The organism is Homoserinimonas sp. OAct 916 (assembly GCF_003260275.1).
Lineage (GTDB): Bacteria > Actinomycetota > Actinomycetes > Actinomycetales > Microbacteriaceae > OACT-916.
This window is the reverse complement of the sequence record NZ_QJHB01000002.1, coordinates 21,896-47,861: the sequence shown is the minus strand read 5'-3', so window position 1 is coordinate 47,861 and position 25,966 is coordinate 21,896. Positions and strand designations below refer to the sequence as shown.

At 63.6% G+C, this 25,966-nt stretch carries 20 protein-coding genes; 7 read left to right on the top strand and 13 right to left on the bottom strand.

Features of this window, described 5'->3' with window-relative positions:
* The first annotated feature begins 165 nt into the window (after nt 1–165).
* Nucleotides 166–1,896 (top strand): sodium:proton antiporter, encoded by a 1,731-nt coding sequence (locus DL891_RS02570; protein ID WP_111718873.1) that lies wholly within the window; start codon nt 166–168, stop codon nt 1,894–1,896.
* A 124-nt stretch (nt 1,897–2,020) separates the two neighbouring features.
* Here DL891_RS02570 and DL891_RS02565 read toward each other — a convergent pair whose 3' ends face one another.
* The gene (locus DL891_RS02565; RefSeq protein WP_232818973.1) at nt 2,021–3,229 is read right to left on the bottom strand and encodes a glycosyltransferase; all 1,209 of its coding nucleotides are present in this window, start codon (nt 3,227–3,229) and stop codon (nt 2,021–2,023) included.
* 89 nt (nt 3,230–3,318) lie between these two features.
* Nucleotides 3,319–5,529, bottom strand: a complete 2,211-nt coding sequence (locus tag DL891_RS02560; RefSeq protein ID WP_111718871.1) for a glycosyltransferase — start codon at nt 5,527–5,529, stop codon at nt 3,319–3,321.
* A 308-nt stretch (nt 5,530–5,837) separates the two neighbouring features.
* On the opposite strand from DL891_RS02560, the gene DL891_RS02555 reads away from it, so the two are divergent.
* The 3 genes from DL891_RS02555 to DL891_RS02545 all read left to right on the top strand — a co-directional run bounded on the left by DL891_RS02555 (nt 5,838) and on the right by DL891_RS02545 (nt 9,611).
* Nucleotides 5,838–6,971 carry a N(5)-(carboxyethyl)ornithine synthase gene (locus DL891_RS02555; protein WP_232818972.1) on the top strand — a complete coding sequence of 378 codons (1,134 nt, stop codon included), beginning with the start codon at nt 5,838–5,840 and terminating at the stop codon, nt 6,969–6,971.
* Between the two features lie 78 nt (nt 6,972–7,049).
* Nucleotides 7,050–8,750, top strand: coding sequence for a bifunctional 3'-5' exonuclease/DNA polymerase (locus DL891_RS02550; RefSeq protein ID WP_111718869.1), 1,701 nt, complete (start codon nt 7,050–7,052; stop codon nt 8,748–8,750).
* A 21-nt stretch (nt 8,751–8,771) separates the two neighbouring features.
* On the top strand, nt 8,772–9,611 hold the full coding sequence (locus DL891_RS02545; protein ID WP_111718868.1) for a DUF1684 domain-containing protein: 840 nt from the start codon (nt 8,772–8,774) through the stop codon (nt 9,609–9,611).
* Nucleotides 9,612–9,678: 67 nt separating this feature from the next.
* Here DL891_RS02545 and DL891_RS02540 read toward each other — a convergent pair whose 3' ends face one another.
* Nucleotides 9,679–10,302: a PadR family transcriptional regulator gene (locus DL891_RS02540; protein WP_111718867.1), complete on the bottom strand. Its 624-nt coding sequence runs from the start codon at nt 10,300–10,302 to the stop codon at nt 9,679–9,681.
* Nucleotides 10,303–10,576: 274 nt separating this feature from the next.
* Here DL891_RS02540 and DL891_RS02535 point away from each other — a divergent pair, with 274 nt between their 5' ends.
* Complete coding sequence (locus DL891_RS02535) at nt 10,577–11,080, top strand: DUF3145 domain-containing protein (protein ID WP_198668740.1); 504 nt, start codon at nt 10,577–10,579, stop codon at nt 11,078–11,080.
* A 104-nt stretch (nt 11,081–11,184) separates the two neighbouring features.
* Here the strand turns inward: DL891_RS02535 and DL891_RS02530 are convergent, their stop codons facing one another.
* Nucleotides 11,185–11,949, bottom strand: a complete 765-nt coding sequence (locus DL891_RS02530) for an SDR family NAD(P)-dependent oxidoreductase (RefSeq protein WP_111718865.1) — start codon at nt 11,947–11,949, stop codon at nt 11,185–11,187.
* 397 nt (nt 11,950–12,346) lie between these two features.
* Between DL891_RS02530 and DL891_RS02525 the strand changes: the two genes are divergently transcribed.
* Nucleotides 12,347–13,804, top strand: a complete 1,458-nt coding sequence (locus DL891_RS02525; protein WP_111718864.1) for an MFS transporter — start codon at nt 12,347–12,349, stop codon at nt 13,802–13,804.
* Nucleotides 13,805–13,874: 70 nt separating this feature from the next.
* Here the strand turns inward: DL891_RS02525 and DL891_RS02520 are convergent, their stop codons facing one another.
* Genes DL891_RS02520 through DL891_RS02500 form a run of 5 tightly spaced genes read right to left on the bottom strand, consistent with a single transcriptional unit; the run spans nt 13,875 to nt 20,610 of the window.
* Nucleotides 13,875–14,825, bottom strand: a complete 951-nt coding sequence (locus DL891_RS02520; RefSeq protein WP_111718863.1) for a hydroxymethylglutaryl-CoA lyase — start codon at nt 14,823–14,825, stop codon at nt 13,875–13,877.
* Nucleotides 14,822–15,445, bottom strand: a complete 624-nt coding sequence (locus tag DL891_RS02515; RefSeq protein WP_198668739.1) for an isochorismatase family protein — start codon at nt 15,443–15,445, stop codon at nt 14,822–14,824. Before DL891_RS02515 ends, DL891_RS02520 begins: the two co-directional genes overlap by 4 nt.
* Nucleotides 15,438–17,309 carry a hydantoinase B/oxoprolinase family protein gene (locus tag DL891_RS02510; RefSeq protein ID WP_111718862.1) on the bottom strand — a complete coding sequence of 624 codons (1,872 nt, stop codon included), beginning with the start codon at nt 17,307–17,309 and terminating at the stop codon, nt 15,438–15,440. The genes DL891_RS02515 and DL891_RS02510 overlap by 8 nt, the downstream gene beginning before the upstream one ends.
* 4 nt (nt 17,310–17,313) lie before the next feature.
* Nucleotides 17,314–19,392, bottom strand: coding sequence for a hydantoinase/oxoprolinase family protein (locus tag DL891_RS02505; protein ID WP_111718861.1), 2,079 nt, complete (start codon nt 19,390–19,392; stop codon nt 17,314–17,316).
* Nucleotides 19,393–19,401: 9 nt separating this feature from the next.
* On the bottom strand, nt 19,402–20,610 hold the full coding sequence (locus DL891_RS02500; RefSeq protein WP_198668738.1) for a CaiB/BaiF CoA-transferase family protein: 1,209 nt from the start codon (nt 20,608–20,610) through the stop codon (nt 19,402–19,404).
* A gap of 225 nt (nt 20,611–20,835) precedes the next feature.
* Between DL891_RS02500 and DL891_RS02495 the strand changes: the two genes are divergently transcribed.
* Nucleotides 20,836–21,513, top strand: a complete 678-nt coding sequence (locus tag DL891_RS02495) for a GntR family transcriptional regulator (RefSeq protein ID WP_198668737.1) — start codon at nt 20,836–20,838, stop codon at nt 21,511–21,513.
* 70 nt (nt 21,514–21,583) lie between these two features.
* Here DL891_RS02495 and DL891_RS02490 read toward each other — a convergent pair whose 3' ends face one another.
* From DL891_RS02490 to DL891_RS02475, 4 genes are all read right to left on the bottom strand, one after another.
* Nucleotides 21,584–22,534, bottom strand: coding sequence for a hydroxymethylglutaryl-CoA lyase (locus DL891_RS02490; RefSeq protein ID WP_111718858.1), 951 nt, complete (start codon nt 22,532–22,534; stop codon nt 21,584–21,586).
* Nucleotides 22,531–23,139, bottom strand: coding sequence for an isochorismatase family protein (locus DL891_RS02485; RefSeq protein WP_111718857.1), 609 nt, complete (start codon nt 23,137–23,139; stop codon nt 22,531–22,533). Before DL891_RS02485 ends, DL891_RS02490 begins: the two co-directional genes overlap by 4 nt.
* Nucleotides 23,140–23,148: 9 nt before the next feature.
* Nucleotides 23,149–24,354 carry a CaiB/BaiF CoA-transferase family protein gene (locus tag DL891_RS02480; RefSeq protein WP_111718856.1) on the bottom strand — a complete coding sequence of 402 codons (1,206 nt, stop codon included), beginning with the start codon at nt 24,352–24,354 and terminating at the stop codon, nt 23,149–23,151.
* A gap of 299 nt (nt 24,355–24,653) precedes the next feature.
* On the bottom strand, nt 24,654–25,889 hold the full coding sequence (locus DL891_RS02475) for a beta-ketoacyl synthase (protein WP_111718855.1): 1,236 nt from the start codon (nt 25,887–25,889) through the stop codon (nt 24,654–24,656).
* Nucleotides 25,890–25,966: the final 77 nt, after the last annotated feature.

Sequence of the window (25,966 nt, the reverse complement as noted above, 5' to 3'; positions counted from 1 at the left end):
AACCCAGCGACCGCATGTACTTGAGCCCGCAGGCGGGCCTCCACAGACGCAGATCTCGAGTCAGAACGCTCTCGGCCCCAATGCTGCCGGTTTGTGTCACACGCGAAGGGGAGACCGCCGTTTGAAGGGTGTCTGCGGCGTGACGCCCAGGCGTAGAGTTGCGGAATGGACTACGCGGTAGTCGTGTTGTTCGGCGTGCTGGTCGTTGTCGCCGCGTCTGCACTCGCGCCCAGACTCGGTGTTGCGACACCCCTGATCCTGGTCGTCATCGGTATCGCCTGCAGCCTGCTGCCGGGGTTCCCGCCGATCGAGGTCGAGCCCGAATTGATCCTCGCTCTCGTACTGCCGCCGATCCTCTATGCGGCCGCGGTGAATGTGCCGTTGGTTGACTTTCGTCGCAACTTGAAACCGATTGCGGGACTGTCGATTCTCTTGGTGATCGTGAGCGCTATCGGCAGCGGACTTCTGTTCTACTGGCTGCTCCCGGGGCTCGGACTGGCCGCCGCCATTGCACTCGGCGCTGTGATCAGCCCAACTGATGCGGTCGCGGCCACCTCCCTGGGTAAGCGGCTGGGCCTGCCCCCACGGCTTGTTACGGTGATGGAGGGGGAGGGCCTCGTCAACGACGCCTCTGCCCTGGTGCTGTTGCGATCGGCGATCGCGGCGACTGCTGGTGTTGTTTCACTCTGGGAGATTGTGGGAAACTTCGCGTATGCGGTCGCGGTCGCCGTTGTCGTCGGCGTGGCGATCGGGTACGCCACAGTGTGGGTGCGATCAAAATTCGACAACTCGGTGCTCAACACGACCGTCTCGTTTGCTGTGCCATTCCTCGCCTACCTTCCGGCCGAGAAGTTGAACGCATCGGGTGTTCTCGCCGTGGTGGCCGCCGGCCTGGTCACAGGTCACCAGAGTGCGAAATACTTCACCGCGCAGGATCGCATCAGCGAGCGGATCAATTGGCGCACCATCCAGTTCGTGCTTGAGAACGGGGTGTTCCTTTTGATCGGTCTTGAGCTGAAGGCACTGGTCGAGGATGTCACAGAGAAACACCTCGGAGTATTGCCTGCCATCGGTATGGGGCTGGCAGCCGCCGGGCTGCTCTTGGTCATCAGGGTGGCGTTCGTCGTGCCTCTGATCGGAGTGCTGCGGCACGACCAACGGCGAGCGGCCACGATCGGCCAGCGCCTCGACGTCGCAATGGAGCGGCTGAAGCGTGCTGACTCCAGTGAGCGCGCGGGGGGCCGCACGATGTCGGACAACCAGAAGGCCCGGGTCCATCGCTTCTTCACCCGAAAACGTGCCGACTACAAATCGTTGGCAGCCGAGGGGCTCGGTTGGCGCGGTGGCGCCGTTCTGGCCTGGTCGGGAATGCGCGGAGTGGTGACCCTGGCCGCCGCGCAGTCACTGCCGCACAGTATCCCGTACAGGTCACAATTGGTACTGATTGCCTTCACCGTCGCAATCGTGACGGTGCTGGTGCAGGGCGCGACGCTCCCATTCCTCATCACGAGGCTGCACATTGTCGGTACCGATGCGGTGACCGATCGAGCCGAACTGGCCGACCTGCTCGACGAGATCAGCAGCGTTGGCCTGGCGACCCTCGACAACCCCGGGCTCATACAGGACAACGGGGAGCAATTCGACCCGGCGGTGATCGAGCGGGTGAGGGCGGAGGGGAAGTTCCTCACCGAGTCGATCATGGAACTGCCCGAGGCCGAAAGTGCGGGGCCCCACCGGCAGAGCAGGGCACTTCGGCTCGCGATGCTCAGGGCCGAGCGCGCAGCGCTGCTCGACGCGCGCTCCACCGGTTCGCACACCTCGCGGGCGTTGGGGCGTGCGCAGGCGATGCTCGATCTGGAGGAGTCGCGGCTCGCCCAGCTGGACGAGGAGCCCTGAGCCGAACAGGTCCCAACGCACTCGCAGTCCGTTCTGCAACACCAGCGGCTGGGTTCACGGGCGCCTCGCTCTCAACCCGATCACCATGCCGCATTCGTGGATCTTCACAGCGTGAACAAAACTGTCACGAAACTCGCTCGATCAGGGTTTGCTGCCCGTCACCCTGTCGCACGCTGAGCGCCAGGGCGGTCAGAGCCGCACGGATGTTCGCAGGAAGATTCAGCATCGACCCGATCGCGTGTTTGATCTGGTCAACACTGGCACCATTGGGATCTAGAGCAGCACCGAATCCGACGCGTTCCAAGGCTTCAGCTCCTGCAAATTGATCTGTGGAGAACGGCAGGACCACCAGCGGAACGCCAAACGTCATGGCCTCCGTCACGCTGTTATTGCCCCCGTGCGTCACCCCGGCAGCCGCTGAACCCAGCAACGTGACTTGTGGCAGGAATTCCCCGACCAGCCAATGGTCGGGGACTTCACCCAAGGCCGGTGCGCCTGCGGATCCGTAGGCGACCGCTGCCCTGATGTTCTCTTCCCTCAATGCCGTGGCGACCCTGCCCAGCACGTCGGCGCGTACCGAAAGAAAGCTGCCGAAGCTGACATAGACAAATGGCTCGTCGCTGGATGCCAACCACTGGTCGATGTGCGCTTCGCGCGGTTCGGTGCGCACCGATGCGCCGATGAACGTGTGAGGCGGTAAGAGCTCTAACCGATCTGATGGCATGAGTTCGGCCGGGTAATTGAAGACCAGAACGTCACCGTGCTCGGCGAAGGCGTCCTCGGACAGCGTTCGCGTGGGTGCCAGCTCCGTCAACGCACGGTTCCATTCTGCAGTGAATGCCTCACTCACTTCTTCGCAGACGACCCTCAAGTCTCCGAGCTGCTGATCGCTCGGAGAAAACGCGGCCGGCCACGCCGGAGGCAGCCCATACACCTCGCTTGCAGCCGTCAGCGGCAGCGCGCTGGGATGCCCCAAGACGACATCGATATGTTTTCTTTCGGCGGCGACCAGTGCCAGTCGGGCGCTGAAAGCCAGATGATCGACCACGATCGTATTCGGGTTCAGCTCGTCGACAATGGCTTGGACAGCCCGGGCGGTGGCAACCGGCTCCCACATGAGATCGTTCATTCGGGCTTCAGCCTGGAACGTGAGTGTCTGGATCATTCCCTGACGCGTCGCAGCGAAAAAACCACGCAGCGCGTCATCTTCGCCGTCTGGCTGCTCTTCAGCACGGATGACCCCGGGGTTGGAACCACGGCTGAGTTGCAGATTGACGTGCTCGAAGCCAAAGGATCGCACAATCGAAGCGGTGGCGGGGCCGGTTGCGACCACGACTCGCTCCCCAGCATCTGACCACCTGGTTCCCAGGGCAGCGAGGGGATACAGATGTGAGGCATAGTCGGGGCTGATTATGAGCACCGTCACGTGGAGAAAACCAGTTCTTTTCGATGTTGCACGTCGTCGAGGTGTACATCGGAATAGACCTTGTTCAGTGCGTGAGCCATCGACTGGACGGTGAAACGTTCCTCGACGATGCTGCGAGAATACGCTGCACGCTCAACTGTGGTCTCGGTCGCCGCGCAGGCCAAGGCGTCGTGAATGGCTGCGCCGAGTAATGCTGGGTCCCATGTTGTGGTCAAGAACCCGGTTCGACCCTGTTCCACGTAGGTGGCCGGGCCGCCGCCGTTGGGCGCCACCACAATCAAACCCGAAGCCATGGCCTCGAGCAGCGCAAGACCGAACTCTTCTTTGAGGCTTCCGCAGACATACACGCCGTTCGGGGCCACGAGTCCGGGCAATCCAATGCGTGCCGCCGCGATCCAACGAGACACGACGCCGTTGGGGCGATTACCCGAAAGTACGAGCCCTTCGAGCATCCGATTCCTGGAGTCGATGGTTCGGTTCATCCGGCCCAACTGCTCACATTCATCGGCTGAGGGATTCTGCAGGTTTCCGCCGACCAACAACAGATTCGTGCGGAGACGCAGATCCGACCCGGCCCAGACATCCACGACGGTCGCCATCCCTTTGACCCGGTGAAATCGGCCGACGCTAATCAGCAATGGCAGACCCCGACGCTCCCGTGGGAGCTCTTCCAGCAGTGTGCGAAGCTCGGCCAGCGGAGCGCTGGCGGGACCTCCGGCAGCATGGGACTGCGCTTCACGAACTGCGTGGTCAGTCACCTCGAGATCGATGCCTTCCGCAACCGTCGTGTATCGCGCGGGCTCGCTCAAAATATCGATTCCCATGAGGTTTTTCAGATCGTGACGGAGGGTTGGCCGGGGAAAGAACACCGCATGCTCTGAGTTGGTTGCCAGCCGTTGGATGAGGCGCGCTCTGAACCAGAAGTGTTCCACCTCATCGATGGTTCCAAAATTCTGACGATTCAGCTCACCCGAGAGATCCATGGAGTTGATCAACCCATGGGGGTCTGGTGCCGCAGTGAAGATGATCGGTATATCCAAGGTACGAGCGACGTCGAACGCAGCCAGACTCCCCACATCGGCCATGCGCAGATGGATTGCATCAACAGGGGCGGCGGCCCTGAGTATCCGCGCGATTCCCCGACGTGTGGCTACCCGCAGAGGCCAGGCAATGGCTGATCGCATCGATTCCTGCAGCAACGGGATCCGGCCATACAGGTGGCCGGAGCGATGCTCTCGCAGAGTGGCCAAGCTCCGCACTGCTTCGTCGAGTGTGCCCCTGGAAAGTGTGAGCACCCGGTCGATCGGCAAACGCCGATCCAGTCCCTCGCTGGTGTCGGCGGCATCCTGTTCCGAAACACTCACCAACGCGTTACCGAGTCGCACCAGCAGGGTGGCAATTCCTCCGTTGTCGCCGCTCCCGGCGTGACGCAGCTCTGAGTCGATTTCGGCGTGAAGAAAGAGTTGGGCCACGGTGAGACCGTTCGCTCTGGTTGAGTTCGAGCTCGCATCGTTCGTGGTTCCTTGATCGGCAAAATCGGCGAGGGAAAGCTGCGCAACCTCGGCGAGATGACCTCCGGCTGTCACTAGTTGCTCGAGGGCCTCGGGTACTTCTCCGCTTTCTCCCCGCTCGCCCATCGCGGCGACAGCGGCCACCCGAATCGAGAGGTCCTCACCCTCGTCTGCAGCGATGCGCAACAACGGGTGGGTGGCGATGGGTTGGTGCACCAGACCCATCGTCTCCACCAGCCGATAACGGCTGCCGGGTTCGGCGACACCGAGCAATGCGCTTTCCACACCGATCACGACGAGTTCGGGGGATGTCTTCGACCATTCTTCAAGGGTTCGCTGGGCCAACATGCCCGCAAACCCGCCGGTGACAACCAAACCGATGAGACGCCCCACAGACTCGGGCCGGGGGGCACGGGCACTGAGCGCCCACGCGGCGTGTTCCCTCACAAACCCGCGCTCGCTCGACAGCAGCTCCGACAGAGCATCAACTGACTCTTCATCAGGGATGTGCGAGAGAGCATGTATCGACGCGATTGCCGCGATCTGGTCCGTCGATGCTACGGCGCTCAGAAGAGTTCGAATATTTCTTGAACCACCGTCACGCCCCGCCTCCACAGCGAGCTCATCTGCTAGCCGGAGCACTTCTACCAACCGATCAGCAGTCTTCACCGCCTCAAGGCATTCCCGAACTCGCATCAACAAACCTCTTCAAGAATTTTAGCTTCTAATAATAGTATCTAGCTTGGCTACCGATTCTACTCACTTCGCAGTGGAAATCACCCAACAAATTTTTCGCCTGGGACGATCTCGCAGAGTCGACGATCGATCTGGAGAGGCGCGGCTCGCCCAGATGCACGGGGAGTGAGCCGAACCGGGTGCCGACGTCCCTGATGAGGCCCGGTATGGCGTACTGTCGAAACACTGGCCGGGATGTGACACCCTTCAGGGCGACTCCCGCGGCCCGGCAACCCGTTCGATGTGAAGGTGTAGGTACAAAGGTGTCGTTGACTATCGGAATATTCGGCCGTTCGTCGCTGGAGAACGAGTACCGGTTGCCGATCCATCCCGCACACTTTCAGCGCATCGAGCCCGATGTCTCGGCCGCGATCTTCATCGAGACGGGGTATGGCAACAAGTTCGACGTCACAGATGACGAGTTGGCCCCACACGTCGGCGGTATTCTCTCCAGGGCTGAACTGATCAAGCGCTGTGACGTGATCCTGCTGCCCAAGATGCAACCGGCCGACCTGGCGGAGTTGCGCGAGGGCCAGATCGTGTGGGGCTGGCCACACTGTGTGCAGGACGCCGAGATCGCACAGCTGGCGATCGACAAGAAGCTCACCCTGATCGCTTTCGAGGCGATGAACCACTGGGCCAGCGACGGCGGTTTCAGCCTGCATGTGTTCCACAAGAACAACGAGCTCGCCGGTTACGCCTCGGTCATCCACAGCCTGGAGCTGATGGGGGTCACCGGCGACTACGGTCGGCGACTGACCGCGGCGGTGATCGGGTTCGGGGCGACAGCCCGAGGGGCGGTCACCGCACTCAACGCACACGGGATCCACGATGTGAGAGTGCTGACCATGCGCAGCGTATCAGCGGTCGCTTCGCCCATCCACTCCGCCTGGATGGTGCAGATCGAGCATGATGATGAGAGCGGTGGCAGCTTCGTGAACACTGACGACGAGGGCCAGGTGGAACTCGCGCCCTATCTTGCTGAGAACGACATCGTGGTCAACTGCACCCTGCAGGATCCGGAGAACCCGATCATTTACCTGCACACCGAAGACCTGAACGCGTTCCGGCCCGGCTCGCTGATCGTCGACGTCTCCTGTGACGAGGGCATGGGGTTCAGTTGGGCCAAACCGACCACTTTCGACGACCCCATCTTCGAAGTCGGAAACCGGGTGCACTATTACGCTGTCGATCACACACCCTCGTTGCTGTGGAACTCGGCCACTTGGGAGGTCAGCGAGGCGTTGCTTCCGTACCTCGAGACCATGATCGCCGGGCCGGATGCGTGGCAGGAGGACGAGACCATTCGGCGGGCAATCGAGATCCACGACGGAATCGTGCTCAACAAGGCGGTTCTGGCATTCCAGAACCGTGAGGCGGAATACCCGTACCCACGTCGTTGATTCGTGGTTCGCGCCGAAACCAGACCGACAGGTCACCTGGCGGCGGCGACGTCGGTGGGGCGCGGGAGAATGGTCGGTATGTACCTCCTGTTGACTCGGCACGGGGCGAGTAGCGCATGCCTGCAACCGGTCTCAGGCGACGGCACCGTTGAGGGCAAGCCCAGCGTCGTCACGATGGATGCCCTCCCCGCGGCCGTTCGCGCGGCCGAATCGGCGCATCCCCGGTGGCTCTGGGGTGACACACAGTCGTGGTACCCGGCATTGCTGGCGGCCGGTGTGCGGGTGCAACGCTGCCACGACCTGCGCCTGTCGCGGGCCATCCTGAAGCGGTCGGCGCTGTGCCGGAAGTCCGCGCTGGCGGCCGGCCCGGGTGACGCGTGGGACGAACCGGCACCGGCGAACCAGACGGCGAGGGGCGGGTCTCCGGTTTCCGGCACGATGGTAGCGCTCTTCGAAGACGTGCCGACCGAACCTGCTCCGGTCGATTCGGGGGAGATCGCCGAGTTCCGCCAGCAACAGGAGGCGGTGACTGCGGCAGCGGAGCCCGGGCGGTTGCGCCTCTTGCTGGCCGCCGAATCGGCCGGTGCCCTGATCGCTGCCGAGATCCATCATGCCGGGTTGCCGTTTCGCTCGGAGTTGCACGATCGAATGCTGACCGAACAGGCCGGGCCCCGGCCCCAGCCGGGTTCACGACCGATCAAGCTCGAGGCCCTCGCCGACCAGGTGCGCCAGGCCCTCGGACAGGCCGATCTCAATCCCGACTCGCATACAGACCTGCTGCGCGCACTGCGACGGGTCGGGCTGGTCGTCTCATCCACCAGGTCATGGGAGTTGCGGGAACTGGTGCATCCCGCAATTGAGCCCCTGCTGGCCTACAAGAAGCTCTCCCGCCTGTTGTCGGCCAACGGCTGGGCCTGGTCCGACCAGTGGGTGAGTGACGGTCGGTTCAAGCCCGACTACGTGGTGGGCGGTGTGGTGACCGGACGGTGGGCGACCGACGGCGGCGGCGCATTGCAACTGCCCAAGCAGGTACGAGGGGCGGTGGTGGCCGACCCCGGCTGGAAGCTCGTGGTCGCTGATGCCGCCCAATTGGAGCCACGAGTGCTCGCGGCTCTCGCCGGAGACACCACGATGTCCTTGGCCGGGCGTGGCACCGACCTCTACGCGGGCATTGTCGCCAGCGGCGCGGTCGCCGAACGAAGCCAAGCCAAGATTGCCATGCTCGGCGCCATGTATGGGGGAACAACCGGTGACAGCGGCAGGTTGCTGCCCCGGCTTGCGCGCGCCTTCCCCCGTGCGATCGACTACGTCGACAATGCCGCCAGGGCGGGGGAGCGCGGTGAACAGGTCACCAGCCGGCTGGGCCGGAGCTCGCCGTTCCCTGCCGACCAATGGCAACAGGTGCAACGGCGAAGCCGTGAGCCGGATGCCACCCTCGTAGACGAGCGCCGTGCCCGGTCGGCCGCCCGCGACTGGGGCCGGTTCACCCGAAACTTCGTCGTGCAGGCGAGCGCGGCCGAGTGGGCCCTCTGCTGGATGGCCGAGGTGCGCCGCAGCCAGTACCAAGAGAATGGAAGCCGACCGTTCACCGAGGGCCCACACCTGGTCTTCTTCCTCCACGACGAGGTGATCGTGCACACGCCGGCCGATCGCGCAGCCGAAACGGTGGAGCAGCTCCGGGCGGCAGCTGAGGCCGCCGGGCGTCTCCTGTTCCACAACTTCCCCGTAGATTTCCCCGTGAATGTGTCGATAGTTGACGCATATTCTGAGGCCGAATGATTCAACTGACAGAATGGAAACATGACTGAAACAGCGACCACCGTCGATCCGGGCAGCCAATACAAGACCTTTCGTGAACGCCGCGACCGCGCCGTCACGCAGCCCCAGGGCAACCTCGCGCTCGTCGCCACCGAACTGATCACCGGCGATCCCCAGCAGACCCGAGAAATCTGGGGTGTGCCCGGGCTGTGGGCCCCGCTGCCGGAGGGGCAATCCGGCCTTCGGCTGGTGGCTGCCGCATCCGACGGCATCGTCGTCGACGGGTCACCCGTCGACGGCGAGGTGATTGTGCGTGGGAAGGACGACGAAAAACCGGGCAACATCGTGTTCAGCGACACCGTCACCGGGTTCGTGATCGCCCGCGAAGACGGATACGCGCTGCGCGTGTGGGACGCCCAGTCCGAGGCGATCCAGGCTTTCGGAACCATCGATGCGTTCGCCTATGATCCCGACTGGGTGGTTTCTGCAAAGTTCACTCCAATGCCCGGGGCCACGTTGCCGTTCGAGCACAGCAAAGACGACGGCCGCACCCGCGAGATCCCGCTGCCCGGTGAGATCTCATTCTCCAAGGACGGCGTGGATTACCACCTGGCCGCGATCAGCTCGGGCCGCGCATTGCAGGTCGTGTTCGCTGACTCCACCAGCGGAGTGTCCACCTACAGTGTCGGCCGGTTCCTGTTCGTGGCGCCGGATGCGGCTGGCGACGTGGTGCTCAACTTCAACCATGCTGTGCTGCCGCCGTGTGCGTTCTCCTACGCGTTCAACTGCCCGATGCCGCCCAAGCAGAACCGCTTTCCGTTCCCGATCGAAGCCGGTGAGAAGAACGTGATGTCGAAAGAAGGGGCACTGCTCCACGCCTAGGAGTGGGCAATGGTGACGGGACTCTTGTCCGGGGATTCTCGTCAAGCGGCGGGCGCATCCTGAACCTTCACGGCTTCTCCCAGGCGACGGGAGTGTGCCCGATCTTCACGGGTCGGCCTCGTTTGGGGGCGGCCGTGTTGAGCGGCAGAGGAGTGGCGTGGCCGGCAGCGGTGGCCAGCGATAGTTGTGTCTCGGTGTGGTCGAGCCAGCGCAGCTCGGCTTCGGCGGCGAAGATGAGTGAGTCCATGACGAGCATCTTGGCGAACGCGTCGGAAGTCTCCGGTGCCTCAGTCGCGTCTCTCGCTCGGGTGAGTTCCTTCAGCGTCTCTGTGCTCGCACTGCGTTGTACTTCGATCGCGCGCACGATATCGACCTGCGGAAGAGTCACGGCGACAGCGAGCTTGATGGCGAGCTCATCTCTGGTGGCCGCCGAGCGCACGACGGGGGAGCCGAGCCAGCGGGCGGCTTCGGCGGTGCCCTCCGCCGTGATCCGGTAATAGATCTGTCCGTCATCATCTGGTGTGCCTCGTTCAACAAGGCCGTCGCGCTCAAGCCGATCCAAGGTGTTGTAGATCTGCCCGGCGTTCAGGGGCCAGCTTGACCCGGTGCGCCGGTCGAACTCGGTGCGCAGCTGGTAGCCGTAACACGGGCCCTGGTCGAGAATGGCGAGAAGGGACTGGCGAACAGACATGAGGGCTCCAGAGATCGAGTCACGGTGTCAGCCGGCATCAGCTGCGCAGCGGGAATGCCGGCACCACCTATTTGCCTACCGAGTATAGGTATATCAGCGGCCGTGACCGCTACCGGTGGGCGGCGTGTCGATAATGACAAGGTTGTCATTTCGGGGTATATCCGCCATAATTCAAGGACTCGCGCAATTTGTGGCGCAGTGAAAACTTCACACACAGCACAGGATCCATACAACAGGTCGATGGGGAAGTCGCACCTGAACAGATGGAGGAATTGTGGCTGTTGCAAATGCACGAGGGGTGCTTTATGTGCACTCCTCCCCGCGCGCGCTCTGCCCCCACATTGAGTGGGCTGCAGGACGCGCCCTTGGTCGTGCCGTCAACTTCAAATGGACCGAACAGCCCATCCTCAAGGGCAGCCAGCGTGCGGAGTTCTACTGGGAGGGCCCGGTCGGCACGGGAGCGGCACTGGCATCTGCGTTGCGTGGGTGGGAGCACCTTCGCTACGAAGTGACCGAGGATCCGAGTGGAGCCAGCGATGGCGCCCGGTGGTCACACACTCCTGACCTCGGAATCTTCTACGCCCAGACCGACACCGGTGGCAACACCGTGATCCCGGAGGACCGGGTGCGCTATGCGATGGAGGTCGCCGGTCACAACACTCTGGAACTGCATCGCGAGCTCCGGCTGGCCCTCGGCCAGGCCTGGGACGACGAACTCGAACCGTTCCGGCACGCGAGTGACCACAACTCGGTGGTCTGGTTGCACAAGGTCGGCTGACCCGGCCAGGGGCCGATCAAATCCTCAGGCGCACAGGTCTGCGGAGACCGCTAAGGCACCGGTAGCCCCCACAACCTGAATTTGTGGGGTGCAACCGGCTCCTTTCAACGTCTGAGCGACGCGCCTCCGTCGACCGGCAACGCAACCCCGGTGATGTAGGAGGCCTGCGCGGAGCACAGCCAGACGGCCGCATTCGCTTGCTCCTCGGCAGTCGCCATACGCTTCATCGGAATCGCCTCGACCACGGCCTCATACTGGTCGGGCACCTCGGCTGCCCAGTACTCAATGGCAGCGGTGAGAGTTGCGCCGGGGCAGATGGCGTTGACACGAATGTCGTCAGCCGCGTTCTCGGTCGCAGCCGTCTGCGTCAGCCCGAGCACACCCCACTTGCTGGCGTTGTAGGCCGAGAGTCCCGCGTTCGCGCTGATGCCCGCCACCGACGCCGTGTTCACGATCGCACCAGGTGTCCCTTGCTCCTTGAAGCGCTTGATCTGGTGCTTCATGCAATACATCATGCCGAACAGGTTGATGCCGAAGGTGCGCTCCCAATCGGAGCCCTCCTGCTCACTGACCGGCTTGGTGGGGGCGCCGATGCCGGCGTTGTTGTGGGCGAAGTCCAATTGACCCCACAACTCGACAACTCGTGCGACCAGGGCCTCCGCGCTGGACTCTTCCGCGGCGTTGCCCGCCAGATACTCCGCGGTGCCGCCTGCGGCACGGATGAGCTCAACGGTCTCGTTGCCTGCGGCGTCATCGATGTCTGACACCAGCACTCGTGCGCCTTCGCGGGCAAACGCGAGAGCACTCGCGCGACCGATTCCCCCACCGGAAGCCGTGACCAACCCCTTCTTGCCGTCCATGAGTCCCATTGCTGTGATCCTTTCGTCCATCGACCGGAGATGATTTGAGGAGGGTTGATCCCCGCCTCCACGTCGGTTCGTGCCTCCACCCTATGGGCCCGTTGACCCCGCTGATCTGTTCGTTTCTCGGGTAGGCCTGCTACCCGTTCCTGGCCCACTGGCTGGAGGTGAGGCCGGGGGACACGACGATGTCGTTCACATACTCATGGTCGACGAAGTCGCCGCCACAGGTCAATAGGCATTGGAAATTCTTGAGCATTCGAGGTACTCCTCTTCGTGTTACGAACCTGTGTGGGGCGTCTGGGTGGGACTCGATGCGCATCCCCCGTTCGGATTGGAAAGCGCTGAAGAAGCATCGTCCGCGTTGGAGCGGAGGGCGATGGTTGTTAGGCGCTAGCCTGAGGGCATGAATGAGCACACCCCCGACAACGATGTCGACAAAGATCACGCGGCCACCACGTCGAAGCGGGTGCCGGTGATCGCCAACAGCGGGGCAATCGCGGCAGTGGGGCTCGACCTGCAGGAGGGGAGGGTGATCCCGCGCACGAGGGTCTTCTCGTGGGCGCTGTGGGATTGGGCGACGCAACCGTTCAACTCGGTCATTCTCACGTTCGTCTTCACAGCGCTCTATCTGACGACCGACACGTTCTTGGACCCGGCGGTTGCCGCCCTCGACGACGCCGACCCGGCCAAGCAACACGGGCTCGCAGATCTCGCGAGCGGACTGGGGCTGGCACTGACCATTGCCGGGCTGGCTATCGCCCTGCTCGCGCCCGTGCTCGCCCAACGGGCGGATGCGGCCGGTCGCCGCAAGTTCTGGCTGCTCATCTATACGGCGGGCCTCATCGTGAGCATGGCCCTGCTCTTCTTCGTCGAGGGGTCGCCGGCCTTTTTCGTGCTCGGGGTCTCCTTGATCGCCATCGGCAGCATTTTCAGCGAACTCGCCGGGGTCAACTACAACGCGATGCTCGTGCAGGTCTCCACACCGAGAACCGTGGGCAAGGTGAGTGGCCTCGGCTGGGGCATGGGCTATATCGGCGGGATCGTCGCCCTGGTCATCGTCGTCGTCGCCTATGTCTCCGACTGGTTCGGCCTTCCCGAAGACAACGGTCTTCCGTTCCGTATTGTCGCAGTGGGTTGCGCGATCTGGGGGATTGTGTTTCTCATCCCCTTCATCCTCAACGTGCCGGAACTCAGCGAACGGCAAGGGGTGCAGAAGGCGAACCTCTTTCAGAGCTACGTCATTCTGGGCAAAGACATCGCCTCACTGTTCCGCGACTCCCGCCAGACCTTCTGGTTTCTACTCGCCAGCGCTGTCTATCGTGACGGCCTGGCCGGTGTGTTCGCGTTCGGGGCGATCATCGCAAAGCAGGTGTTCGGCTTCACATTCCTCGAAGTGGTCATCTTTGGCATAGCGGCCAACCTCGTCGCCGGTATCAGCACAATCATTGCCGGGCGCTTCGACGACTCGTACGGCCCGCGCTCGGTCATTCTCCTCTCCCTGATCGGGCTGGTGATCGCAGGCCTTGCCGTCTTCGTGCTGCATGACTCGGGCACCGTCGTGTTCTGGGTGGGCGGATTGACGCTCACTGCGTTCGTCGGGCCCGCCCAGGCCGCCAGCCGGTCGCTGTTGGCGCGAGTCAGTCCGGTGGGCAAGGAGGGCGAGATTTTCGGCCTCTATGCCACGACCGGACGAGCAGCCAGCTTCTTGTCTCCGTTGCTGTGGACCGTGTTCATCGCCGCATTTGGAGCAATCTATTGGGGCATCCTCGGAATCGTGCTCGTGCTCCTCGTCGGATTGATCATGATGTTCTTCGTGAAGGCAGGCGGACGCCCCGTGTATGCCGGTCGAACCAAGCAGTGAGCCGTCACCACACCCTCGTCGGTGGCTGAGCGATCACACACCGATCACCTCGAAGCCTCCTGAACGGCGCTCAGGCAGAGAGGACTCCGGGAAAGTCACCGGCCCGAAGCAACGCACCGGGCAGAATCTTGCCCAATCGTCCCTCCAGCCAATCCGCAGCGGCGGTGAGCTGTGCGAGGTCCAACCCGGTCTCGATCCCGCTGCGATCGAAGAGGTAGACGAGGTCTTCCGTCGCCACGTTCCCGGTCGCGTTCGGGGCGAATGGACAGCCGCCGGCCCCACCGATTGACGCATCGAGCACCGCGACACCGGCAGCCACTGCCGCAACCGCGTTGGCGACCCCGGTGTGTCTGGTGTCGTGCAGGTGCAGGCGCAGTCGGGCTTCCGGGCCCGCCAGGCGACGGGCCAGTGCCATTCGCTCAGTGATCTCACGGGGCACCGCGACCCCGATGGTGTCAGCGAGTGCGAGTTCGTCTGCGCCGGCGTCGACGACACGCGTGATGACCTCGCGCAGGCGTTCAATCGGCACCTCGCCCTCGAACGGGCACCCGAACGCCGCACCGATCGTGATCGTCGACGAGATTCCGGCACCGCGCGCTCCCTCGGCAAGCGTGTGGGCGTTCTCCACCGATTGCTGCATCGACATCCCCTGGTTGCGTTGGCAGAAGGTGTCGGTCGCCACAACGACGATATTGATCTCGTCGACGTTGGCTGCCAGCGCCCGATCCAGTCCGCGCTGGTTGACCACCAGCCCGGCGTAACTGATCCCGTTGCCCCGCGGCACCGCAGCCATGACATCTTCGGCATCCGCCATCTGCGGAACGCGTTTTGGGTGAACGAAACTCGTGGCTTCGATTCGCTGTGCGCCAGCACGAATCGCTCGCTGCACGAGTTCGACCTTGTCTGCGGTCGAAAGCAATACGTCTTCGTTCTGCAGCCCGTCTCTGGGAGACACCTCGCAGATCTGCACGCTCTGCACGGTGGGTTGCTCCCGGTCGAGTGATTCGGTCTGAGCGTTCATCGGCTCTCCAAGTAGGTGATCGCCGCGGCTTCGTCGATCACTTCGGCGTATTTCGCCTGAATATCGTAAAGGTTCGCCTCGTGTGGCCCGGGTTCTCGATCGCCCACCGCGTCGCGCACGACCACGGCGGTGAAGCCGTACTGCAAGGCATCGACGGCGGTGGCGCGCACGCAACCGCTGGTGCTGACCCCGAGAATCATGATCGTGTCGATCCCATTTGCCTGCAGCGTCGAAACCAGTGACGTGCCGAAGAACGCGCTCGCATACTGTTTGGTGATCACGAGTTCGTCGGGTTGCGGCGCCACCTGCGGCATGATCTCGTTCAACGGATTCTTGCCGACCAGTCGCATCAGCGCCGGCACCTTCCTGATGAACAGTCCGCCATCGACACCGCCGGCGCCGAACTCGACCCGCGTGTGCACGACGGGCACCTGATTCTCCCGCGCCGCCTCGACGACCCGGCCTGCAGACTCCAGGCTCGCTGTCGACGGCAGGCACAGGGGACTGTCCGGGTCGAAGTACGACCGCATCATGTCGATCGAGAGCACGACGGGACGCCGCCCCAGCGACAGCGTTCCACCGAACCCCTCGGCAATCTCCACCATCGGTATCTCAGACACTTATCGGCGGCAGGGGAGCCGGCAAACCCGTCTCCTCCAGGCAGCGTTCCAGGATCGTTTCGAGCGGCGGCCCCATGTTGAAGGTTGGGAGCGGGCTCGGTCGGCCCTCGCCCATCTCCGTGCGCAACCGATCGGTCGCCTCGACGTCCACCGCACCGGCGCCATCGCAGACGACGCCGTAGCTACGCGCACCGTCAACGGTCACAAGGCCACGCCGAACCTCCAGGCCCACCAGCTCTGGGTCGCGGGCCAGTGGGTCGCCCCACCCGCCGCCGCCCCAGGTCACGAAGTGCAGAACATCGTCTCGATGAACGGGAACATCGATGACTTTGCTCGGGATGATCTCTGTTGTGCCATCCGCCCGATCGATCCATTTCGTACCGCGTGCTCCCGGCTCGCCGCCGTTCACACCCCACGGGTAGGTCAACCAACGATCATCGTGGATCGCGATCGTTCCGGGTTCCAGGAACCGGTACGAGACGTCCACCCCGTTGCCACCGCGATGCAGCCCGGCGCCGCCGGTGTCGCTGATGGTCTCCCAGCGCTCGATGCGCAGCGGGTAGTACGACTCGAGGTACTCGCACGGGATGTTGACGAACGAGGGCCACAGCGAGTGTCCGTCCGGGCCGTCGCCGACCGGGCGCCCCGGAATGCCGCCGAAGCCGATCGAGTAGAGCTGGAACCACTCACCCTTGCGGTCGCCCTCGCTGTAGTTTCCAGAGAACATGAAGTGCGGCGATGAGGAGAAGCCGGCCGCGTTCAGCAGGTCGGGGTTGGTCTGACCCAGGAGGCCACCGAACAGGTCGAAGACGCGACCGATTCCGTGATTTCTTGCGTTCAAGGCCGCCGGATACTTGGGCTTCCAGAACGAGTCCTCGGGAATGATCACATCCACAAGCGGGTAGAACCCGTCGTTCCAGAGAATCTGCGGATCCGCGACGGTGATCATGTAGATCCCGAAGAACATGCGCACCAGGTTCTCGTTGATGAAATAGTTGATCGGTCCCTGCGCCTGCGGGCTGCTCTCCCTGAAGTCGAGCGTCACCTTGTCGCCGGTGCGGGTGAGGCTCATCTTCAGCTTGTACGGGCCGTAACCGACACCGTCGTCGTCGATGTAGTCGGTGAACGAGATCGTCTCACCGTCTTTGAACACCATCGCCAGCAGGATCTTCATGGCCCGATAGTTGCGGTCCATGAGCTCTTCGAGGGCCGACGTGTAGGTGTCGGCGCCGAAGCGGGCGCACAATTCCTGCACACGTCTGGAGGCAGTACGACACGCTGCCACAAGTCCGTTCAGGTCGGCCCGGTTCCAGTCAGGCTTGCGCACCTGGTTCAGAATGATCCGTAGCGAGTCCTCAGCAAGCACGCTCTTGTTGTACAGCTTGAACGGGGGGATCACCACACCCTCTTCGAAGATCGTGCGGGCATCCGTGGGCATCGAGGCCGGAGTCTTGCCGCCGACGTCGGTCATGTGCCCGAACATCGATGACCAGCCGACGATCCGCCCCTCGAAGAAGATCGGCATCACGATCAGCCAGTCGTTGGCGTGGCTGATCGCCGCACCGCACGAGTACGGGTCGGAGGTGAGCAGAACGTCGCCCTCTTCGATGGTGCCGTCGAAGTTCTCCAGAAAGTCTGGGATCGAGAGGCCGAATTGGCCGACGACCATTTTTCCTTCAGGGTCGCCGATCAGAGGAAACTCGTCGTGCTGTTCGCGGATGCCGGGGGAGAGCGCCGTTCGGAAGAGTACTTCGTCCATCTCGTACCGTGCGTGACGCAGGGCGTTCTCGACGAGGTCGATGGTGACGAGATCGACTTCCACTCTGTTCAGGGGCGTGGTTGAGGTTTCGATGAGTTGTGCCATGGTCCTAGACCTCCTCGGTCTGCGTGGTTTCGGGGCGGATGAGCAGGCTGCCGCTGACGTGCACTGTAGCGGCGTGGCCGGGGAGCACCAGAGTGGTGGAGTCCATCTCGGTGATGATGGCAGGGCCGGAGATGATCTGCCCTGCTTTCAGCTTCGTGCGGTCATAGACGTTTGCGGCCGTTTTGGCACCCTCCACCCAGATCTCCGTTGTCGTTCTCAGCGCGTCGGCAGGGTCAGTGCCCCCCTCGTCCAAGAGCTGCGCGGTGACCTCGGGGCGTGGGCCGTTCACGGTCGCACGAACGGTGACGACTTCGTGCTCACCATCGAGGAGGAAGGAGAACAGACGCTCATGTTCGTTGTCGAAGACGGCGCGCAAGGCGTCCAGCCCGGCCCCCTGACCATCGAAGCTGTCGATGTCGATGGTCACCGGAATCTCGAAGCCCTGACCGAGGTAGCGCAGATCGGCGGTGTATGCCACGTGGTGGTTGGCCTCGTCGACACCCTCGTCGAGCAGTGATGCTCGTGCCTCCGTTGCGAGCTCTTTCAGGATCTCGACCAGACTGTCGTCGGTCAGATCGGCGAAGCTGCGCACCAGGGTGCGAACGGCTTCGTCACGCAGGCTGGTGGTCGCATCACCGTACGCACAGAGCACCCCGGGAGACGGCGGAATGATGACAGGCCAGGAACCCATCAGGCGGCCGATCGCGTTGGCGTGCAACGGGCCCGCCCCGCCGAAGGCGACCAGCGCGAAATCGCGGGGGTCGAACCCTTGCTGCACAGAGACCAGTCGCAATGCGCCGAACATGTTTTCGTTGACGATGTCGACGATGCCTGCTGCGGCTGCCTCAATGCTGTCGAGCTCGGTGGCGTCGAAGATCTGCTGTACAGCCGTGCGTGCGGCCTCATGGTCGAGCGTGATCTCCCCGCCCGCCAGCTGGGTCGGCAGGTAGCCGAGCACCACGTTCGCGTCGGTCACTGTCGGCTCCGTTCCGCCGGCGGCGTAGGCGGCCGGCCCGGGGTCTGCCCCGGCGCTCTGTGGCCCCACTCGAAGTGCCTGGGTGAGTGGCGGGACGTGGGCGATCGATCCGCCACCGGCGCCCACGGTGCGCACGTCGACGGAGGTGGCGCGTACCGTGAGGTCGCCGACGCTCGTCTCGCGACCGACTCGGGGCACAAGATCCTGCACCAGCGCAACATCGGTGGACGTGCCGCCCATGTCCAACGTGAGGAAGTTCGGAAAGCCCGCCTGCTCTGCGATCCACGTGGCGCCGATCACTCCTCCGGCCGGGCCAGACATCATCACCGACACAGGGTTGACAGCTGCCGTCTTCGCGGACACCAGACCGCCGTCGCTCTTGAGGATGTAGAGCTTGCCTTGAATGCCCGAGTCCTCCAACTGACTCTCCAGGTGGTCGACATAGCTGGTGACCTGTGGCTGGACGTATGCGTTCGCGACGGTGGTGATCGCCCGCTCGTACTCGCGAAGCTCGGGGAGGACTTCAGAGGAAAGAGAGACCTGGATTCCCGGCAGCTCCTCCGCGGCGATCTCCCTGATGCGCCGTTCGTGGTCGGAGTTCGCGTAGGAGTTGATCAGGCTCACGCTCAATGTCTCGATCTTGTTGTCACGCAGCTTGGTGAGTTGACGGCGCACATCGTCTTCGTCCAACTCGGTGACGACCTCCCCGGCACTACTCATACGCTCGCGAACCTCGACCGTGTCTTGGAGGTCGGCCAGCGTCTCGGGCTTGGGCCAGATGATCCAGCCGGCGAGCCCACCGGGAACGAATGACCGGGCAATCTGCAGCACCTGCCGAAACCCGTCTGTGGTGACGAGTCCGACGCGTGCCCCCTTTCCCTCCAGGATGGCGTTCGTTGCGACCGTGGTTCCGTGCAGGACGTCCCCAACCTGGGTGAGGTCGATTCCGGCCAACTCGCAGACCTGGCCCATTCCTCGGATCACGCCGATGGACTGGTCGGCGGGGGTGGATGAGGTCTTGGCGCGAAAAGTGTCGCCACTGTCCTCATTGACGAGCAGGATGTCGGTAAAGGTGCCGCCGACGTCTACACCGAGTCGGTATGTCATGAGTTCTCCTTAGATGACGCCGGAAGTGCGCAATGACGACAGGGTGTCGTCATCCAGTCCCAGCAGGCCTTGATAGATTTCATTGTTGTGTGCGCCGAGTTCCGGGCCGAGGCTGCGTACGGACCCGGGGGTTTCGGTCAGTCGGGGAAAGACGTTCTGCAGCTTGAAATCCCCGAGCTGCGGATGCGTCATCTTCACGATCGCCTCCCGTGCGGCGAAATGAGGGTCGGCCAGCATGTCCTTGGCACGGAAGATGCGTCCGGCCGGAACCCCGCCAGCGTGCAACCGCTCCAGGAGCTCGTCGGCCGGCAGGGTCACAGTCCATTCGGCAATGATCCCGTCGAGTTCTTCCATCCGCGATCCGCGCGCCACGTGGGTCGCGTACCGGTCGTCCGCGGCCAATTCGGGCTGGCCCATGGCCTCGGCCAGGCGTTTGAACACGGTGTCCTGGTTACCGGCGATCAGAACCATCTCACCGTCTTCGGTGGGATACACATTGCTCGGCGCGATATTCGGCAGTGTGGCACCGGTGCGCTGGCGCTCGTAACCGGCCACCTGCCATTCCGGGATCAACGATTCCATCATCGCGAGCACCGCTTCGTAGATGGCCGAGTCGACGATCTGGCCACGGCCCGACCGGGTGCGCTCGTGCACGGCGACGAGGGTTCCGAGGGTGGCGAACAGGGCAGCAAGCGCATCACCCAACGACACACCGACCCGCGCCGGCGGCCGGTCCGGTTCACCGGTGATGTAACGGATCCCGCCCATCGCCTCCCCGATCGCGCCGAAACCGGCACGCGCCGCGTAGGGCCCGGTCTGGCCATAGCCGGTCACCCGGGTGATGATCAGCTTGGGGTTCAGCTCCCACAACTTCTCGGGGGACAGCCCCCAACGCTCCAGCGTTCCGGGGCGGAAGTTCTCGACCAGCACGTCCGCTTCGACGATCAGCCTGCGCACCAGGTCTTGGCCGGCTTCCGAGCGCAGGTCTGCGGTCACCGACTTCTTGTTGCGGGCCACCACCGGCCACCACAACGACGTGCCGTACGGGCGTTCGCGGCCCCACTGCCGCATCGGGTCACCCCTGCCCGGGTCTTCGACCTTGATGATCTCGGCACCGAAGTCGCCCAACAGTTGCCCGCAGAACGGCCCAGCCAACAGTGAGCCGAGCTCGACGACTCGGAGATCATCCAACGGCAACGAGAGAGAGGAAGGCAACATTGCGATCTTTCGTATGCAATTCATGACGAATCGGGAAATTGCGGGCGTGTTCGTTCCCCAAGTTACGCGGTGTATTTGCCCTCGTCAATGGCCGAAGAAGCAAAGGTGAATACAATGACACGATGACCAACTTGAATACAATAGCGGGATGATCAACTTCATCTGCCATGTCCGCCCCCCCGTACCCGTCGGACATGGGCAACCGGGCGCCGAGCGGAATCTGTCATGACAATGTTTGCGAGCGACGTTGACGACGATCGCCCGGTCGAGCTCGCATACCGGTCGATCCGCGACCAGATCCTGTCAGGGGAGCAGGCCGGTGGGGAATGGTTGCGTGAGAGTGACCTCGCCGCTGAGATCGGGGTGAGTCGCACCCCTGTTCGTGAAGCCTTGCGCCGGTTGGAGGCCGACGGGTTGGTTCGGCATGAGCGCAACCGGGGTGCACAGGTTCAGAGTTGGGCGTTCAAAGACCTTGAGAACGTCTACGCGATTCGTTCCCGCCTTGAGCCATGGGGGAGTGCGCTGGCCGCTACCTCTGGCGAGGCCGACCTGGGCGCGTTGGAGGGGTTGGCCGCCGAGATGGATCGCGTCGCGGCAGCCGAGGAGCTCGATGTCGACCTGCTCACGAAGCTGAACGCACAGTTTCACGACGCGATCCTCATCGCCTCCGGCAACGTTCGCCTGCGGTCGTTGCTGACCACACTCGTGCAGGTTCCGTTCGTCTGGAGAACCTTCTCGCATTACACCCCCGACGAACTTCGGCGCAGCCTTGCGCACCATCACGAACTGATTGACGCGTTACGCGCCCAGGATGCCACCTGGGCCGAGTCGGTGATGCGAGCGCACATCCATTCGGCCTGGGTCTCCGTGACCCGCGAGGCCGCGGAGGACGAAACGACCTAGAGGAATCGCGAAACGAGAGTTTGTGGGCTGAGGGATCGCACAGGGATCGACTAGAAGCCCTGGCGAGCGCTCAGGCGGACAGGTCGCCGGGGAACGCACCGGCCCGAAGCAACGCCCCCGGAAGCGTTTTGCCGAGCCGCCCCTCCAACCATTCTGCCCCAGCCGTGAGCTCCGCCAGTTCGAGCCCGGTCTCGATCCCACTGCGGTCGAAGAGGTAGACGAGGTCTTCGGTTGCCACGTTCCCGGTTGCGTTGGGGGCGAACGGGCATCCGCCGGTGCCACCGATCGAAGCGTCAAGCACCGCCACCCCGGCCGCGACGGCCGCTACGGCATTCGCGACTCCGGTATGCCTGGTGTCGTGCAGATGTATCCGCAGTGCGGCGTCGGCGCCCGCCAGCCGACGGGCGAGAGCGATTCGCTCGGTGACCTCCCACGGCACTGCGACTCCAATGGTGTCGGCGAGTGCGACCTCGTCTGCACCCGCACCAACGACACGCTCGATGACTTCGTGCAGGCGTTCGATCGGCACCTCGCCCTCGAACGGGCATCCGAAAGCCGCACCGATCGTGATCGTCGACCAGATTCCGGCGCTGCGCGCCTGCGCCGCAAGTGCGGCCGCATTCTGCACCGACTGCTCGGTCGTCATCGCCTGGTTGCGCTGGCAGAAGGTGTCGGTGGCAACGACCACGATGTTGATCTCATCGACGTTGGCTGCCAGTGCCCGATCCAACCCACGCTGGTTGACCACCAACCCGCCGTAGCTGACCCCGTGGCCTCGGGGCACGGAGGCCATCACGCGTTCGGCATCTGCCATTTGGGGAACGCGTTGCGGATGCACGAAACTGGTGGCCTCGATACGTGTTGCACCGGCACGAATGGCTCGCTCCACCAGTTCGACCTTGTCATCGGTCGAGACCAGCACGTCTTCGTTCTGCAATCCGTCCCGGGGGGACACCTCACAGATCTGCACGCGTTGCACTGTCTGCTTCTCCCGGTCGAGTGGCGGGGTGTGGCTGGTCATCGGTTCTCCAAGTAGGTGATCGCGGCGGCTTCGTCGATCACTTCGGCATATTTTGCTTGAATATCGTAAAGATTCGCCTCGTGCGGCCCCGGTTCTCGATCTCCGACGGCATCGCGCACGACCACAGCCGTGAATCCGTATTGCAGCGCATCCACGGCGGTGGCCCTCACACAGCCGCTGGTGCTGACTCCGAGGACGACGATCGTGTCAAAACTGTTGGCCTGCAGGGTCGAGACCAGCGACGTGCCGAAGAATGCACTTGCGTACTGTTTCGTCAGCACCAGTTCTCCATCAACCGGCGCCACTTCCGGCATGAAGTCGTTCAGTGGGTTGCTTCCGATCAGAAGTTCAAGCGCGGGCACCTTTCTGACGAACAGCCCTCCGTCGATACCACCACCGCCGTACTCGACCCGTGTATGGATGACGGGCACCTGGTTCGCCCGTGCCTTCTGGATGATCCTACTGGCCGATTCAAGGCAGCGTGTCGAGGGGAGGCAGAGCGGACTGTCTGGGTCGAAGTACGACCGCATCAAGTCAATTGACAGGACTACGGGGCGACGGCCCAGCGACAGCGTTCCGCCGAATCCCTCAGCGATCTCGGTCATTCGGTCTCCTTAGATGACGCCGGATGTGTGCAGTGACGCCATGGTCTCGTCGTCGAGGCCCAGTATTCCTTGATAGATTTCTTTGTTGTGTGCGCCGAGGTCCGGGCCGAGGCTGCGTACGGACCCGGGGGTTTCGGTCAGTCGGGGAAAGACGTTCTGCAGCTTGAAATCCCCGAGCTGCGGATGCGTCATCTTCACGATCGCCTCCCGTGCGGCGAAATGAGGGTCGGCCAGCATGTCCTTGGCACGGAAGATGCGTCCGGCCGGAACCCCGCCAGCGTGCAACCGCTCCAGGAGCTCGTCGGCCGGCAGGGTCACAGTCCATTCGGCAATGATCCCGTCGAGTTCTTCCATCCGCGATCCGCGCGCCACGTGGGTCGCGTACCGGTCGTCCGCGGCCAATTCGGGCTGGCCCATGGCCTCGGCCAGGCGTTTGAACACGGTGTCCTGGTTGCCGGCGATCAGAACCATCTCACCGTCTTCGGTGGGATACACATTGCTCGGCGCGATATTCGGCAGTGTGGCACCGGTGCGCTGGCGCTCGTAACCGGCCACCTGCCATTCCGGGATCAACGATTCCATCATCGCGAGCACCGCTTCGTAGATGGCCGAGTCGACGATCTGGCCACGGCCCGACCGGGTGCGCTCGTGCACGGCGACGAGGGTTCCGAGGGTGGCGAACAGGGCAGCAAGCGCATCACCCAACGACACACCGACCCGCGCCGGCGGCCGGTCCGGTTCACCGGTGATGTAACGGATCCCGCCCATCGCCTCCCCGATCGCGCCGAAACCGGCACGCGCCGCGTAGGGCCCGGTCTGGCCATAGCCGGTCACCCGGGTGATGATCAGCTTGGGGTTCAGCTCCCACAACTTCTCGGGGGACAGCCCCCAACGCTCCAGCGTTCCGGGGCGGAAGTTCTCGACCAGCACGTCCGCTTCGGCGATCAGCCTGCGCACCAGGTCTTGCCCGGCTTCCGAGCGCAGGTCTGCGGTCACCGACTTCTTGTTGCGGGCCACCACCGGCCACCACAACGACGTGCCGTACGGGCGTTCGCGGCCCCACTGCCGCATCGGGTCACCCTTGCCCGGGTCTTCGACCTTGATGATCTCGGCACCGAAGTCGCCCAGCAGTTGCCCGCAGAACGGCCCAGCCAACAGTGAGCCGAGCTCGACGACTCGGAGATCATCCAACGGCAACGAGGGAGAGGAAGACATCAAGGCCTACTTTCGTATGCAATTTCCGAGGAGTGCAATCGTTCGCACAGGACACTTCCGTCATTATACCCAGACGAGGTCTCGGGGCGACAAGTTTCTGCACGGCTATTGCATACAATCTGCGTAACGCGATGGTTTCGCTATCCGCGCCCTCGTCGTGGGGAAGGGCCCGGTCTTCTTCCTGGCCGGCAGCAACGGTGCACGCAAAAATTCAGGAGTTGAGGGCCGCCGGGCCACTGGGGCCGCCAGCTGCCGTCAGCTCCTGATGTTGTACGCACAACAAGGCACGGCCGTGTGGATCAGGCGCTGCGGAACGCGATCACGGCGTTGTGGCCGCCGAAGCCGAACGAGTTGCTGATCGCCAGCAGGTCTCCCGTGCCGAGCGAACGCGGTGACGTGACGACGTCGAGTGGGATCTCCGGATCATGCTCGTTCAGGTTGATCGTGGGCGGTGCTGTACGCGTCGACAGCGCCATCACCGTGAACAACGCCTCGATCGCGCCGGCCCCACCGAGCAGGTGCCCGGTGGACGCCTTGGTGGCCGAAACCGGAATGCCTTCCACGAGATCTCCAAAGACCCGCTTCAGTGCGTGGAACTCGGCGATGTCACCGACCGGCGTGCTGGTGGCGTGAACGTTGATGTGGCTGACATCTGAAACGGAACCGCCTGCACCTTCGATTGCGGTGCGCATGGCGCGTGCTGCGGCAGTGCCCTCCGGGTCGGGGGCGGTGATGTGGTGCGCATCACTGGTCACGGAGCCGCCGAGCAGTTCGGCGTAGATCTTGGCGCCACGTGCTTTCGCGTGCTCCTCGGTCTCGAGCACGAGGGCGGCCGCACCCTCTCCGAGCACGAACCCATCTCGGGTCAAGTCGTACGGACGGGAAGCCGTGGCTGGGTCGTCGTTTCGTTTGGAAAGCGCCTGCATCGCTGCAAATGACGCGATCGGCAACGGGTGGATGGCGGCTTCGGAGCCACCGGCGATGATCACATCGGCCAGACCCTGCTGCAGGTGGTCGTAGGCGTCGGCGATGGATTCCGTGCTCGAGGCACACGCAGACACCACTGTGCGAATGCCCGCTCGGGCGTGCAGATCCATACCGACGGCCGCAGCCGGGCCGTTCGGCATCAGCATCGGCACTGTCATGGGCAGAACCCGGCGTGGCCCGCGTTCTCGCAGGGTGTCCCAGGCGTCGAGCAGGGTCCAGACCCCGCCGATTCCGGTTGCCCAGTCGACGCCGAGGCGTTCCGGATCCACCCCGGGGCTGCCGGCGTCAGCCCAGGCCTCCCGTGCGGCGATCAGCGCGAACTGGCTCGAAGGGTCGAGTCGCTTCGTCTCGAAACGCTCCAACACATCGGCGGTCTTCACCTTGGCCTGCGCTGCGAACTTCACCGGAAGTTCGAGCTCTTCGACCCAGGGTTGCTCCAACGGACTGGCGCCGGACGCGCCGGCCAATAGGGCCGCCCACGTTTCTGGGGCTGTTCCGCCAATGGGGCTGGTGGCACCGATTCCGGTGACGACGATCTTCTTGGGCATTTCAGGACTCTCTGGGTTGCTCACCATCCGACGAGCCCCCTGGGCTGTCGAGAGTGGCGCGCAGGTTGCGGTGACCA